We start from the raw sequence: 12,798 nt of genomic DNA, 5'->3' as shown, positions 1-12,798 counted from the left end.
GCCGGCAGGCAGGAAGGCCAGCAGGTGGCCGGGCGGTGCAGCCCGCAGGGCTCAGGCGTGCGTGTGCGGCTCGGAGTTCGCCCAGACCGACGACGCCGCGACGCCGGCCAGCTCGACGCTGCCGACCGCCCGGTCGTGCGCGTCGGTCAGGACGACCTGCAGCGATCCGGCGTAGTCGCGGCGCTCGCCGACCCGGACGTGGGCGCCGACGCGCAGGTCGAGCGAGCTGAGGTAGCGCAGCAGCTCGGGCTCGTCGTCCGAGACGCGCACGACGAAGCCGCACTCGCCCTCGACGAAGTCGCCCAGCGGGTGGGCGGGCGGGCGCACGACCGTGCCGTCCGCCGCGGGGATGGGGTCGCCGTGCGGGTCGGCCGTCGGGTGCCCGAGCTCGACGTCGAACCGGTCGAGCAGCCGGTCGCTGACCGCGTGCTCGAGCACCTCGGCCTCGTCGTGGACCTCGTCCCAGCCGTACCCGAGCCGTTCGACGAGGTACGTCTCGATCAGGCGGTGCCGGCGGACCATCGACACCGCGATCGCCCGACCCTTGTCGCTCAACGCGATGCGCCGGTAGGGCTCGTAGTCGAGGTAGCCGTCGCGGTCCAGCTTGCGCAGGTTGCCCGAGACGGTCGAGGCGCTGACCCCGAGGGTGGCGGCGATCTCGTTGGTCGAGATGCCGGAGTCGGCCCCCTCGACGGCCCACTCCTCGGCCTTCCAGATGACCTTGAGGTAGTCCTCGGCCATGGTCGTGCGCGTGCTGGCCGGGTCGCTGGGCATGGCCCGATCCTAGACGCCGCCACCCGCGCCTCCCGCGTGGTGGCGCCCCGGCGCGCGCCGGGTCACGGTCGCGGCAGCGACCCCAACCCCTGCGCCGCCCGGTAGCGCTCGCCGACGGCGGGTCGCAGGTCGGAGTCGAAGGAGGCGCTGGTCGCCGGTGCCCAGGTCGGTCGCGTCCCCGAGAGGGCCCAGCCGGCCTGCCGTGCCGCACCGTCGGCGACGTACTCGCCGGGCTCGGGCACGACGACGGGCAGGTCGAACACCTGGCGGGCGACGGCCTGCACCGCGGGGTTCAGGGCGGCCCCGCCGATGATCAGCACCCTGCTGGCCTCGACCCCCTGTCGGCGGACGGCGGCGGCGCCGTCGGCGAGGGCCGACAGCATGCCCTCGACGGCGGCCCGCGCCAGGTTCTCGCGGGTCGAGCTCGCCAGGGTCAGGCCCGACAGCGTGGCCGTGGCGTCGGGCAGGTCGGGGGTGCGCTCGCCCTCGAAGTAGGGCACGAGCGTGACGCCACCGGCGCCCGGTTCGGCCGCCAGGGCCAGGCGGGCCAGCTCGTCGTGGTCGACGCCCAGCAGCCCGCCGATCGACGACAGCACGCGGGCCGCGTTCAAGGTGGCGATCAGCGGGAGGTAGCCGCCGGCCGCGTCGGCGAAGCCCGCCACGGTGCCGCTCGGGTCGGTGACGGGGCGGTCGGTGACGGCGAACGCCGTGCCGCTCGTGCCGATGCTGATCACGAGGTCGCCCACGGTGGCGTCGAGCCCGAGGGCCGCGCCGGCGTTGTCGCCCGCCCCGGCGCCGACGACGACGCCGGCGGGCACCGGGCCGTTCGCGACCGTCGTCCCGGCCGCCGCGTCGGCCGGCAGCACGCGCGGCAGCACGACGCGCCCGCCGGCATCGGCGTCGGCATCGGTGCCGGCGTCGGCGCCGGCCTCCCCGGCGCCGCGCGCCTCGCGAGCCGCGCGGCCGAAGGCGTGCTCGAACAGGTCGAGGTCGTACCCCTCGTCGGCGGGGCTCCAGTACGAGGTGCCGCTGGCGTCCGAACGGTCGGTGACCAGGGCGTCGAGGTCGGGCCCGAGCGGGCTCTCGTCGGCGGGGCCGAAACCGAGGAGGCGCCAGGTCAGCCAGTCGTGCGGCAAGGCCACCGCAGCCACCCGCGCCGCGGCCTCGGGCTCGGCGTCGCGCAGCCAGCGCAGCTTCGTCGCGGTGAACGAGGCGACGGGCACCGACCCCGTGCGCCGGGCCCAGGCGTCCGCGCCCAGTTCGGCGGTCAGGTCGCGGGCGGCAGGCGCGCTGCGGGTGTCGTTCCAGAGCAGGGCGTCGCGGACGACGCGCCCGTCGGCGTCGAGGGCGACGAGCCCGTGCTGCTGCCCGGCGATCGAGAGGGCGGCGACGTCGTCGAGTCCGCCGGCGTCCGCGATCGCCGCGAGCAGCGCCTCCCACCAGGCCGCCGGAGGCACCTCGGTGCCCACGGGGTGCCCGGCCGACCCCTGACGGACGAGTTCGCCCGTCGAGAGGTCACGGACGACGACTTTGCAACTCTGGGTCGAGGAGTCGACCCCGGCGACGAGACTCATGGGCACAGTTTGTCGTAAGAAACCACAAATGGCCACCGGTGCCGCCGGGTCGACCGGCACCGCGCCTCCCGACCGTCACCGGGCGGCCCGGACGCGGCTGCCGGTAGACTCAAGTGCACCTCACCCGGTGCGTTCCCCCGACGTGAGGAGAAACCCGTGCCAGCAGTGGTGATCATCGGAGCCCAGTGGGGCGACGAGGGCAAGGGCAAGGCCACCGACCTGTTGTCGAGCCGCATCGACTACGTCGTCAAGTTCAACGGCGGCAACAACGCGGGCCACACGGTGGTGATCGGCGACCAGAAGTACGCGCTGCACCTGCTGCCCTCCGGCATCCTCTCGCCCGGCGTCACGCCCGTCATCGGCAACGGCGTCGTCGTCGACATCGAGGTGCTGTTCGACGAGCTCGACGCACTGATCGCCCGCGGCATCGACGTCTCGCGGCTGCGGGTCAGCGCGAACGCGCACGTCATCACGCACTACCACCGCACCCTCGACAAGGTGACCGAGCGCTTTCTCGGCAAGCGCCAGATCGGCACGACCGGTCGCGGCATCGGGCCGACCTACGCCGACAAGATCAACCGCGTCGGCATCCGCGTGCAGGACATCTTCGACGAGGGCATCCTGCGGCAGAAGGTCGAGGCGGCCCTCGACCAGAAGAACCACCTGCTCGTCAAGATCTACAACCGCCGGGCGATCGAGGTCGACGAGGTCGTCGAGTCGCTGCTGTCGTACGCCGAGCGCCTCAAGCCGATGGTCGCCGACACCGCGCTCGAGATCCACCAGGCGCTCGAGGCCGACAAGACCGTGCTGTTCGAGGCGGGTCAGGCGACCATGCTCGACGTCGACCACGGCACGTACCCGTTCGTCACGTCGTCGTCGGCGACCGCCGGCGGGGCCTCGACCGGTTCGGGCATCGGCCCGGGCCGCATCGAGCGGGTCATCGGCATCGTCAAGGCGTACACCACCCGCGTCGGTGCCGGGCCGTTCCCGACCGAGCTCTTCGACGCCTCGGGAGAGTTCCTGCGGGCCAACGGCTTCGAGTTCGGCACGACCACCGGCCGCCCGCGTCGCTGCGGCTGGTACGACGCCCCGATCGCGCGCTACACGGCCCGCATCAACGGCGTCACCGACTTCGTGCTCACGAAGCTTGACGTGCTGACCGGCCTCGAGACCATCCCGGTCTGCGTGGCGTACGACGTCGACGGCGTCCGTCACGACGAGGTGCCCGTCTCGCAGAGCGACTTCCACCACGCGACGCCGATCTACGAGGAGTTCCCCGGCTGGAGCGAGGACATCACCGGCGCCCGCGAGTTCGACGACCTGCCGAAGGCCGCCCAGGACTACGTCCTCGCCGTCGAGGCGATGAGCGGCGCCCGCATCTCGGCCATCGGCGTCGGCCCCGGTCGCGACGCCATCGTGCAGCGCCACGACCTGCTCGGCTGAGCCGCGCTACCACACTCACCCGCCCCCGAGCCAACTCCCAGAATCTAGGTATGGTCTTCTCCTCATGACACTCGACATCGCCTACACCGCCATCGCCCACGCCACCGGCGGGGGTCGTGACGGCCACGTCCGCAGCGAAGACGACCGACTCGACTTCGACACGCGTCCGCCCAAAGAGCTCGGCGGTTCGGGCGAGGGCACCAACCCCGAGCAGCTGTTCGCCGCGGGCTTCGCCGCCTGCTTCCTCAGCGCCATGCACGGCGCCGGCAAGAAGCTCGGCGTCGACACGACCGGTGCCGAGGTGTCGGCGAGCGTCGGCATCGGCGGCAACGGCGAGGGCGGGTTCGGCCTCGCGGTCGAGCTCGACATCTACACGCCGAACGTCGAGCCCGGGCGCCGACAGGAGCTCGCGGACGCGGCGCACCACGTGTGCCCGTACTCGAACGCCACGCGAGGCAACGTCGAGGTCACGCTGACGCTGGTCGACTGACCGCACCCGGCCGAGAAGGAGGCGCGTCCTGCGAGAGCGGGACGCGCCTCCTTCGTCCGCGGGCGGGCCGTCGGCGGCCTCGTCGCCGGGGTCGCCGATAGGGTCGGTGCATGGCACTCGACAGTCCTCTCGGGGCGGACAGCCCCCTCAGCTCGGCCGACCAGGGCGCGATCGACGAGCTCTCGGGCATCCGTCAGAGCATCGACAACATCGACGCCGCGCTCGTGCACATGCTCGCCGAACGGTTCAAGTACACGCAGTCCGTCGGCCTGCTCAAGGCGGCGGCGGGCATGCCCGCCAGCGATCCCGAGCGTGAACGCGTGCAGATCCAGCGCCTGCGCCGCCTGGCCGAAGAGGCCCAGCTCGACCCGGCCTTCGCCGAGTCCTTCTTGAACTTCATCGTCGCCGAGGTGATCCACCACCACGAGCGGATCGCCGCCGGCGACGACCTCGGCGCGAGCCGGTCGTGAGCGACGCCCGGGCGGACGCCCCGCAGCGGCTGTACGTCGGGTCGTACACGGCGGTCAGCGGTGGTCACGGCACGGGCATCACGGTGCTCGAACGCTCGCGGGCCGACGGCCGCTGGCAGGCCGGGCAGGTCGTCGAGGCCGACGACCCGTCGTTCCTCGTCGTCACCGAGGGGGCGCTGCACGCGGTCGCCGAGACGACCGAGGGGCGCGTGCTCTCGTACACGATCGCGGCCGGACGGCTGGTCGAGGCCGGCGTCGCCGCCTCCGGTGGGGCCTCGCCCTGTCACATCGCGCACGACCCGGCCTCGAACGCCCTCCTCGTGGCCAACTACGCCGGCGGCACCTTCGGCGTGCTGAGCTCAGAGGCCACCGACCCGGCACGCGTCACCGCGACGGTCGCGCTCCCGGCGGGTTCCGGCCCCGTCGCCGAGCGTCAAGGGGGGCCGCACGCCCACCAGATCGTCCCGACCCCGTGGGGCACCCACGTCGTCAGCGACCTCGGCACCGACCGGCTGATCGAGATCGCCGTCGACACCGTCACGCTCGAGCCGTCGGTCGTCGCCGTCCACCCGATGCCCGCCGGTTCGGGCCCGCGGCACCTCGACCGGCTCGGCGACGACCTGCTGGTCGTCGGCGAGCTCGACGCGCGCCTGTACGTGCTCCGGCGTCAGGGCGACGAACTCGTCGTCGCTTACTCGGTGGCCGTCGTCGAGGGCGAGCCGAACGAGCAGGGCGACCTCCCGTCGCACCTCGCCGTGCACGGCTCGCGCGTGTACGTCGCCACCCGCGGCCGCGACACGATCAGCGTGCTCGAGGCTTCGGTCGACACCGAGGGCGGTTCCGACGGGGCCGAGGCCTCGCGGCTGCGCCTCGTGGGCCAGGTGCCCTGCGGTGGAGCCTGGCCGCGCCACTTCACCATCGCCGACGGCCTGCTCTACTGCGCCAACCAGGGGTCCGACACCGTCTCGGTGCTGCCCCTCGACGAGGCGACGGGTCTGCCCGGCGCCCCCGTCGACCTCTTCACCACCGGCAGCCCGGCCTGCATCGTCGCCGTCTGACCGCCGGGGGCCCACGAGTCGGGCGACGCCCACCCTCGCGCACCACCGTCTCGGCGGAGGCGGCCCGAGTGCCGAGGAGGCGCGGGTCAGGCGCGCGGCACGAGCCGCTGCAGCACGGCGATGACGTCGTCGATCGACGCGTCGTGCCTCGGGTCGCCGCCCGACTCGCTCGGTGAGAACGGCCGCGGCGTGAAGTACAGCCCGTCCGACACGAGCGACACCACCCGGGCGACCGCGGGGTCGCCGACGGAGTCCAGCACGACCCGGTGCCAGCGGGCCTGCATCGCGGTCAGGGCCTCGAGTGCCCTGGGGTGCCGGCCGCTGGCCGCCAGGTTCGAGACGGCGGTGATGCACCGGTCGAGGGGGTCGTCCGCCGGGATGGCCGCGGGCGACGAGGTGCGCACGAAGTAGTCCACGACGCCCTCCGGGGCGCTGGTCATCGCGGCGACGTCGTCGTCGAGCAGGGTGGAGAGCCGGTCGACGAGGGCGTCGACCAGGGCCTCGCGCGTCGGGAAGTGGTACAGCAGCCCGCCCTTCGAGACGCCGGCGGCGGCGGCCACGGCGTCGAAGGTCGCGGCACGCTCGCCCTCGTCGACGACGAGCGCCTCGAACGTGTCGAGCATCGACTCTCGGGCTGACGGTCGGGGGCTCATTCTGTTACTGTACCGTCTGGACGGTGTAACTGTACCGTCCGGACGGTCAGCACCGGCGCCTCCTGCCCACGCCTCATCACGACCCCGGCGCTCACCGCGAACGAGGTGCACCCCTCGACGGTCCACCTCCGCCCCGTCGCACCGCGACCCATCGATCTCGAGAGAGCACCATGACCCGCCCCGCCTCCGTCCCCGTCACGAGCCCGACCGGCGTCCCGCCCCGGGCCGGCCGACGTCAGTGGGCCGCGCTGGTCGTGCTGATGCTGCCGGTGCTGCTCGTCTCGGTCGACAACACCGTGCTGAGCTTCGCCCTGCCCGAGATCTCGACCGCCCTGCAGCCGAGCGCCGCGGGGCAGCTCTGGATCGTCGACGTGTACTCGCTCGTCCTCGCCGGGCTGCTGGTGGCGATGGGGTCGATGGGCGACCGCTTCGGTCGCCGAAAGCTGCTGCTGATCGGGGCGAGCGGCTTCGCCGTCGTCTCGGTGCTCGCGGCCTTCTCGACCAGCGCCGAGCACCTGATCGCGGCCCGCGCCGTGCTGGGCTTCTTCGGGGCGATGATCATGCCGGCGACGCTGTCGCTGCTGCGCAGCACCTTCCTCGACCGGGAGCAGCGCCGTCTCGCGATCGCCGTCTGGGCGTCGGGCTTCGCCGCAGGCTCCGCCCTCGGGCCGATCGTCGGCGGCGTGCTGCTCGAGCACTTCGCCTGGGGCTCGGTCTTCCTGATCGCCGTGCCCGTGCTCGTCCCCCTCGTCATCGCGGGCCCGCTGCTGCTGACCGAGAGCCGCGACCCCGACCCCGGGCCGGCCGACCCGCTGTCGGTCGTGCTCTCGCTGGCGGCGATGGCCCCGGTCGTCGCGGCCATCAAGCTGCTCGCGACCGACGGCCTCGTCTGGCCGGTCGTCGTGCTGGCCGTCGTCGGCGTCGGTTCGGGCTGGCTGTTCGTCCGCCGCCAGCTCGCTCGCCCGCGTCCGTTGCTCGACGTGCGCCTCTTCACGAACCCCGTGTTCGCCGGGTCGGTGATGGTGAACCTGCTCGCCGTCGTGGCGCTCGTGGCGTTCTTGTTCTTCACGACCCAGCACCTGCAGCTCGTGGTCGGACTGCGTCCCTTGCAGGCCGCGACGACTCTCGTCCCCGGCCTGGTCGTCATGATCCTCGCCGGCCTCGGCGTCGTGCGGGTCGTCCGGTGGCTGCGCCCGCGCTCCATCGTCGCGCTCGGCCTCGCCTCGGCCGCCCTGGCCTACGCGGCGGTCTGGGCCACCGGCGCCGGGGCCCCGGTCGTCGTCTTCGTCGTGGCCTTCGCCTTCGTCGGGCTGGGCGTCGGCGCGGCCGAGACGATCTCGAACGACCTCATCATCGCGGCCGTGCCCGCGAACCGGGCGGGCGCGGCGTCGGCGGTGTCCGAGACCGCCTACGAGGTCGGCGCCGTGCTCGGCACGGCCGTGCTCGGCAGCATGCTGACCGCCATCTACCGGGGCGCGCTGGTCGTCCCGGCGGGGGTGCCGACCGAGGTCGGCGAGGCCGCCCGCGAGACCCTGGGAGGCGCGGTGGCGGTCTCGTCCGGGCTGCCCGACGACCTCGCGGGCTCCCTGCTGCACGCCGCGACCGACGCCTTCGACCAGGGGCTCGTCGTCACGGCCGGGGTCGGGGCCCTGGTGATGGTCGTCGCGGTGGTGGTCGCGCTCACGACCCTGCGCCGCGCCTCCTCGGCCGACTGAAGCCCCGCCTCGACCGGGCCACCCCGGCACGGGTGGACCGGCCCCTGCCTCGCGGCCCCCGCGGCCGCCGCGGCCACGGGTAAAGTGTGGCGAGCCCCCCGAGACGCCAGGAGAACCATGCCCCGCACCGTCAGACTCGCCGCCATCCCCGGAGACGGCATCGGCCCCGAGGTCGTCGCCGAGGCGCTGAAGGTGCTCGAGGTCGCGGCGGGTGACGACGCGACGTTCGACGTGACGACGTTCTCGCTCGGTGCGGCACGGTACCTCGAGACGGGCGACGTCCTGACCGACGACGACCTCGCGGCCGTCGCGTCGCACGACGCGATCCTGCTCGGTGCCGTCGGAGGCGACCCGCGCGACCCCCGCCTGGCCGGGGGCATCATCGAGCGCGGCCTGTTGCTGAAGCTGCGCTTCGCCCTCGACCACTACGTCAACCTGCGGCCGACCAAGGTGCACCCCGGCGTGCCCTCGCCGCTCTCGTCGCCCGGCGAGGTCGACTTCGTCGTCGTCCGCGAGGGCACCGAGGGGCCCTACGTCGGCAACGGCGGCGCGCTCCGGCAGGGCACGCCGCACGAGATCGCCAACGAGGTCAGCGTCAACACGGCCTACGGCGTCGAGCGCGTCGTGCGGTTCGCCTTCGAGAAGGCGCGCAGTCGCCGGGGCCGACTGACCCTCGTGCACAAGACCAACGTGCTCGTCTTCTCGGGCAGCCTGTGGCAGCGCACCGTCGACGCCGTCGCGGCCGAGTACGCCGACGTGACGGTCGACTACCAGCACGTCGACGCGGCCACGATCCACCTGGTCGTCGACCCCTCCCGCTTCGACGTCATCGTCACCGACAACCTCTTCGGCGACATCCTCACCGACCTCGCCGGCGCCATCAGCGGCGGCATCGGCCTCGCGGCGTCGGGCAACGTCAACCCCGACGGGGCGTTCCCGAGCATGTTCGAACCGGTGCACGGCTCGGCCCCCGACATCGCGGGCCAGCAGAAGGCCGACCCGACCGCGGCGATCCTCTCCGTCGCCCTGCTGCTCGAACACCTCGGCCTGCCCGAGGCCGCCGCCCGCGTCACCCGGGCCGTCGACGACGACGTCGCCGACCGTGCCTCGCGTGAGTCGTCGCTGCCCGCCCGCCGCACCGCCGAGATCGGCACGGCCATCGCCGACCGCGTCCGCACCCTGTCCCCGTCTGCCTCCGCCTGAAGGGCATCATGACCACCACCGACCACGTCTCCGCCCCGACCGACGACCCGGCCGGCTTCCCCCTGCAGTTCGAGTTGACGCCGTCCGAGACGGCCCGCGACGACGCCGAGCGCGAGACGATCCTCAGCGACCCCGGCTTCGGCAAGCACTTCACCGACCACATGGTCACGATCGAGTGGACCCTGGCCGACGGGTGGCACGCCGCGTCCGTGCACCCGTACGGCCCGCTGCAGCTCGACCCGTCCGCCTCGGTGCTGCACTACGCGCAAGAGATCTTCGAGGGCATGAAGGCCTACCGCCACGCCGACGGTTCGGTCTGGTCGTTCCGCCCGGACGCCAACGGTCGACGCCTGCAGCGCTCGGCCCGCCGGCTGGCGCTGCCCGAGCTCAGCACCGACGACTTCGTCGAGTCGGTCCGCCAGCTCGTCCGGGCCGACCTCGACTGGGTGCCCTCGGCGCCCGAGACGAGCCTGTACCTGCGACCGTTCATGATCGCCACCGAGGCGTTCCTCGGCGTCCGCGCCGCGCACGAGGTGTCGTACCACGTCATCGCGAGCCCGGCGGGTGCCTACTTCAGCGGTGGCGTCTCCCCCGTCTCGATCTGGTTGACCACGAACTACGCCCGCGCGGGCAAGGGCGGCACGGGCGCGGCCAAGACCGGCGGCAACTACGCGTCGTCACTGCTGCCGCAGCAAGAGGCCTACGAGAACGGCTGCCAGCAGGTGCTGTTCCTCGACTCGTCCGAGAGCGCCTACATCGAAGAACTCGGCGGCATGAACGTGGTGCTCGTGAAGAAGGACGGCACCCTCGTCACCCCCGACAGCGACTCGATCCTCGAGGGCATCACGCGCGACTCGATCCTCGAGCTGGCCGAGGCCAGGGGGCACCGCGTCGAGCGTCGGCGCGTGACGATCGACGAGTGGCGTGACGGCGTCGAGTCCGGCGACATCGTCGAGGTCTTCGCCTGCGGCACGGCCGCCGTCGTCGTCCCCATCGCCGAGCTCAAGGGCGAGGGCATCCACATCGGTTCGCCCGCCGCGTCCGGCGGCGAGCTGACCATGTCGCTCCGCGAAGAGCTGACCGACATCCAGTACGGCCGTCGTCCCGACGTCCACGGCTGGATGACTAGGCTCGACACGTGAAGATCGCCCGTTTCGCCACGCCAGGAGAAGACCCCCGCTACGGCATCGTCGACGAGCGCGAGCTCATCGTCCTCGCCGGCGACCCGATGTACAGCGGGTACGAGACCACGGGCGAGCGGGTGTCCCTGCGTCAGGCGAAGCTGCTCGCGCCGGTGATCCCACGCTCCAAGGTGGTGGGCGTCGGCCTCAACTACCAGGACCACGCCGACGAGCTCGGTCAGTCCGCGCCCGAGGCACCGATCCTGTTCCTCAAGCCGAACACGACGGTCATCGGCTTCGGCGACTCGATCCAGCTGCCGCCCGACGTGGGGCGGGTCGACTTCGAGGGCGAGCTCGCCGTCGTCATCGGTTCGATCGCCAAGCGCGTCAAGGCCGAGGACTACCAGGACGTCGTGTTCGGCTACACCGTGGCCAACGACGTCACGGCGCGCGACGTGCAGAACGCCGACGGCCAGTGGACGCGGGCCAAGGGCTACGACACCTTCCTCCCGCTCGGGCCGTACATCGAGAACGAGTTCGACTGGACCGACGCGACGATCGAGACGCGCGTCGACGGCGAGGTCATGCAACGCGAGTCGACGATGCAGATGATCCACAAGATCCCCGAGCTGATCGAGTACGTCACCGACGTCTTCACGCTCCTGCCCGGTGACGTCATCCTGACCGGCACGCCCTCGGGCATCGGCCCCTTCACCTCGGGCCAGACCGTCGAGGTCGCGATCTCGGGCATCGGCTCGTTGATCAACCCCGCCAAGAACCGGGTCTAGGCCCGTCCCGTGAGCCCGTCCGCCGTCGCCGCGCCCTCGCGCGCGCAGTCGGTGCCGGGGCTCGCCCTCGCCGGGGTCGCCTACGGGGTGGCCTGGGTGCTGCACCTCCTGCTGCCGGCGGTGCCGGTGCTCACCTGGTGCGTCCTGCTCGGCATCGCCGTCGCCCAGGTCCGGCCCCTCCGCCCGCGACTCGACGGCAGCTGGGGGCCAGGACTCACCCTCGCGGCCAAGCGTCTGTTGCGCATCGGGGTGGTGCTGCTCGGCCTCCAGCTCAGCCTGGTCGACGTCGCCGGCCTCGGCTGGGTGACGATCGTCGTCGTGGTCGCGATCCTCGTGCTGACCTTCGCGGTCACCTACCTGCTCGGGCGATGGGCCCGACTGCCCGGTGACCAGCCCCTCCTGCTGGCGGCCGGCTTCTCGATCTGCGGAGCCTCGGCCGTCGGCGCCATGAGCGCCGTGACCCGCGACCGCGGCAAGGACGCCGCGACCCCCGTCGCCCTCGTCACGCTGTTCGGCACCCTCGCCATCGCGGTCCTCCCCGTGGTCGGCGGATGGGTGGGCCTGACCGACCTCGAGTTCGGCGCCTGGGTGGGGGCGAGCGTGCACGACGTCGGCCAGGTGGTGGCCACCGCCCAGACCGCCGGCGCCGCGGCTCTCGCCGTCGCGGTGGTCGTCAAGCTCACGCGGGTGCTGATGCTCGCGCCCGTCGTGGCGATCACCTCGACGGTCGTCCGCCGGCAGGGCGCCGACGGCGGAGCACGCCCGCCGATCGTCCCGCTCTTCGTCGCGGGCTTCGCGGCCATGGTGCTCGTCCGCACGGTGGTCCGCCTTCCGGAGGCGCTGCTCTCGACCGCGGGCACGGTCCAGTCGGTCCTGCTCGGACTCGCGCTCGTCGGCCTCGGGTCGGGCATCCGCCTCGAGCGCCTCGTCCGCACCGGTGGTCGCGCGGTGTTCGTCGGTCTCGCGTCCTGGATCGTCATCGCCACCGTCTCGCTCGGGGCGGTGCTCGTCCTGCCGCTGGGGTAGAACCCCGGATTTCCGGGCATCGGCGGCGCGACACGCCCGGGATGCACGGAGGTTTGGTCACACCCGCCAGGTCGTGTGTAAAGTAATCACTCGTCACCCCAAAGGTGCGGCGGAGCGAAGCTCCTCCGGCCTCAAGCGGGACCAACTTCCAAGTCCTCGAGTTGCTTCACAGCCTCGGACCAAGCGAGTTGCGAACACTGAACAAGATGATGTAGAGTTACGGCTCGTTCCGCAAGGGACATCGGCACGGACTCGAGATGATCGTCAGTGCAAGAAGGTTACAGAACTGCCCAGGGCAAAAGTCTAATCAGGCTGGGTCCCCGGTGCGTTTGGTCCTTGAGAACTCAACAGCGTGCACATTGTCAAATGCCAAATTATACCCTGGCATTGCTTGTGGCTTCACCGTTTGGTGGGGTTGTGAGTGGTGTTTAGGTTTCTTTGAGATTGATGGACAACAACAATCGTCAGATTGTTTTGTTCTTT

12 protein-coding genes are annotated in these 12,798 nt (G+C 72.1%); 9 read left to right on the top strand and 3 right to left on the bottom strand.

Annotated features, from left to right (window positions below):
- Positions 1-51: 51 nt before the first annotated feature.
- Both ABID81_RS12980 and ABID81_RS12975 read right to left on the bottom strand, forming a co-directional pair.
- Positions 52-774 (bottom strand): metal-dependent transcriptional regulator, encoded by a 723-nt coding sequence (locus ABID81_RS12980; protein WP_354595205.1) that lies wholly within the window; start codon positions 772-774, stop codon positions 52-54.
- Between the two features lie 62 nt (positions 775-836).
- Positions 837-2,348: an FGGY family carbohydrate kinase gene (locus tag ABID81_RS12975; RefSeq protein ID WP_354595204.1), complete on the bottom strand. Its 1,512-nt coding sequence runs from the start codon at positions 2,346-2,348 to the stop codon at positions 837-839.
- Between the two features lie 156 nt (positions 2,349-2,504).
- Between ABID81_RS12975 and ABID81_RS12970 the strand changes: the two genes are divergently transcribed.
- The 4 genes from ABID81_RS12970 (at position 2,505) to ABID81_RS12955 (ending at position 5,809) form a co-directional block, all read left to right on the top strand.
- Positions 2,505-3,791: an adenylosuccinate synthase gene (locus tag ABID81_RS12970; RefSeq protein WP_354595203.1), complete on the top strand. Its 1,287-nt coding sequence runs from the start codon at positions 2,505-2,507 to the stop codon at positions 3,789-3,791.
- 64 nt (positions 3,792-3,855) lie between these two features.
- The gene (locus ABID81_RS12965; RefSeq protein WP_123520388.1) at positions 3,856-4,281 is read left to right on the top strand and encodes an organic hydroperoxide resistance protein; all 426 of its coding nucleotides are present in this window, start codon (positions 3,856-3,858) and stop codon (positions 4,279-4,281) included.
- A gap of 110 nt (positions 4,282-4,391) precedes the next feature.
- A complete protein-coding gene (locus ABID81_RS12960) occupies positions 4,392-4,751 on the top strand; it encodes a chorismate mutase (protein ID WP_354595202.1) in 360 nt (119 codons plus the stop codon).
- Positions 4,748-5,809, top strand: coding sequence for a lactonase family protein (locus ABID81_RS12955; RefSeq protein WP_354595201.1), 1,062 nt, complete (start codon positions 4,748-4,750; stop codon positions 5,807-5,809). The genes ABID81_RS12960 and ABID81_RS12955 overlap by 4 nt, the downstream gene beginning before the upstream one ends.
- 86 nt (positions 5,810-5,895) lie before the next feature.
- Here the strand turns inward: ABID81_RS12955 and ABID81_RS12950 are convergent, their stop codons facing one another.
- Positions 5,896-6,462: a TetR/AcrR family transcriptional regulator gene (locus tag ABID81_RS12950; protein ID WP_354595200.1), complete on the bottom strand. Its 567-nt coding sequence runs from the start codon at positions 6,460-6,462 to the stop codon at positions 5,896-5,898.
- 170 nt (positions 6,463-6,632) lie between these two features.
- Here ABID81_RS12950 and ABID81_RS12945 point away from each other — a divergent pair, with 170 nt between their 5' ends.
- From ABID81_RS12945 to ABID81_RS12925, 5 genes are all read left to right on the top strand, one after another.
- Positions 6,633-8,177, top strand: a complete 1,545-nt coding sequence (locus ABID81_RS12945) for an MFS transporter (RefSeq protein ID WP_354595199.1) — start codon at positions 6,633-6,635, stop codon at positions 8,175-8,177.
- A 117-nt stretch (positions 8,178-8,294) separates the two neighbouring features.
- Positions 8,295-9,380 (top strand): 3-isopropylmalate dehydrogenase, encoded by a 1,086-nt coding sequence (locus ABID81_RS12940; protein ID WP_354595198.1) that lies wholly within the window; start codon positions 8,295-8,297, stop codon positions 9,378-9,380.
- 8 nt (positions 9,381-9,388) lie between these two features.
- Positions 9,389-10,522, top strand: coding sequence for a branched-chain amino acid aminotransferase (locus ABID81_RS12935; protein ID WP_354595197.1), 1,134 nt, complete (start codon positions 9,389-9,391; stop codon positions 10,520-10,522).
- Positions 10,519-11,289 carry a fumarylacetoacetate hydrolase family protein gene (locus ABID81_RS12930; RefSeq protein ID WP_354595196.1) on the top strand — a complete coding sequence of 257 codons (771 nt, stop codon included), beginning with the start codon at positions 10,519-10,521 and terminating at the stop codon, positions 11,287-11,289. Before ABID81_RS12935 ends, ABID81_RS12930 begins: the two co-directional genes overlap by 4 nt.
- Positions 11,290-11,298: 9 nt before the next feature.
- Complete coding sequence (locus ABID81_RS12925; protein ID WP_354595195.1) at positions 11,299-12,315, top strand: YeiH family protein; 1,017 nt, start codon at positions 11,299-11,301, stop codon at positions 12,313-12,315.
- Positions 12,316-12,798: the final 483 nt, after the last annotated feature.

The sequence above is a fragment of the Frigoribacterium sp. PvP054 genome, from assembly GCF_040547465.1.
Classification (GTDB): domain Bacteria; phylum Actinomycetota; class Actinomycetes; order Actinomycetales; family Microbacteriaceae; genus Frigoribacterium.
Note: the sequence above shows the minus strand (reverse complement) of the source record. Positions and strands in the feature narration are given on the sequence as shown.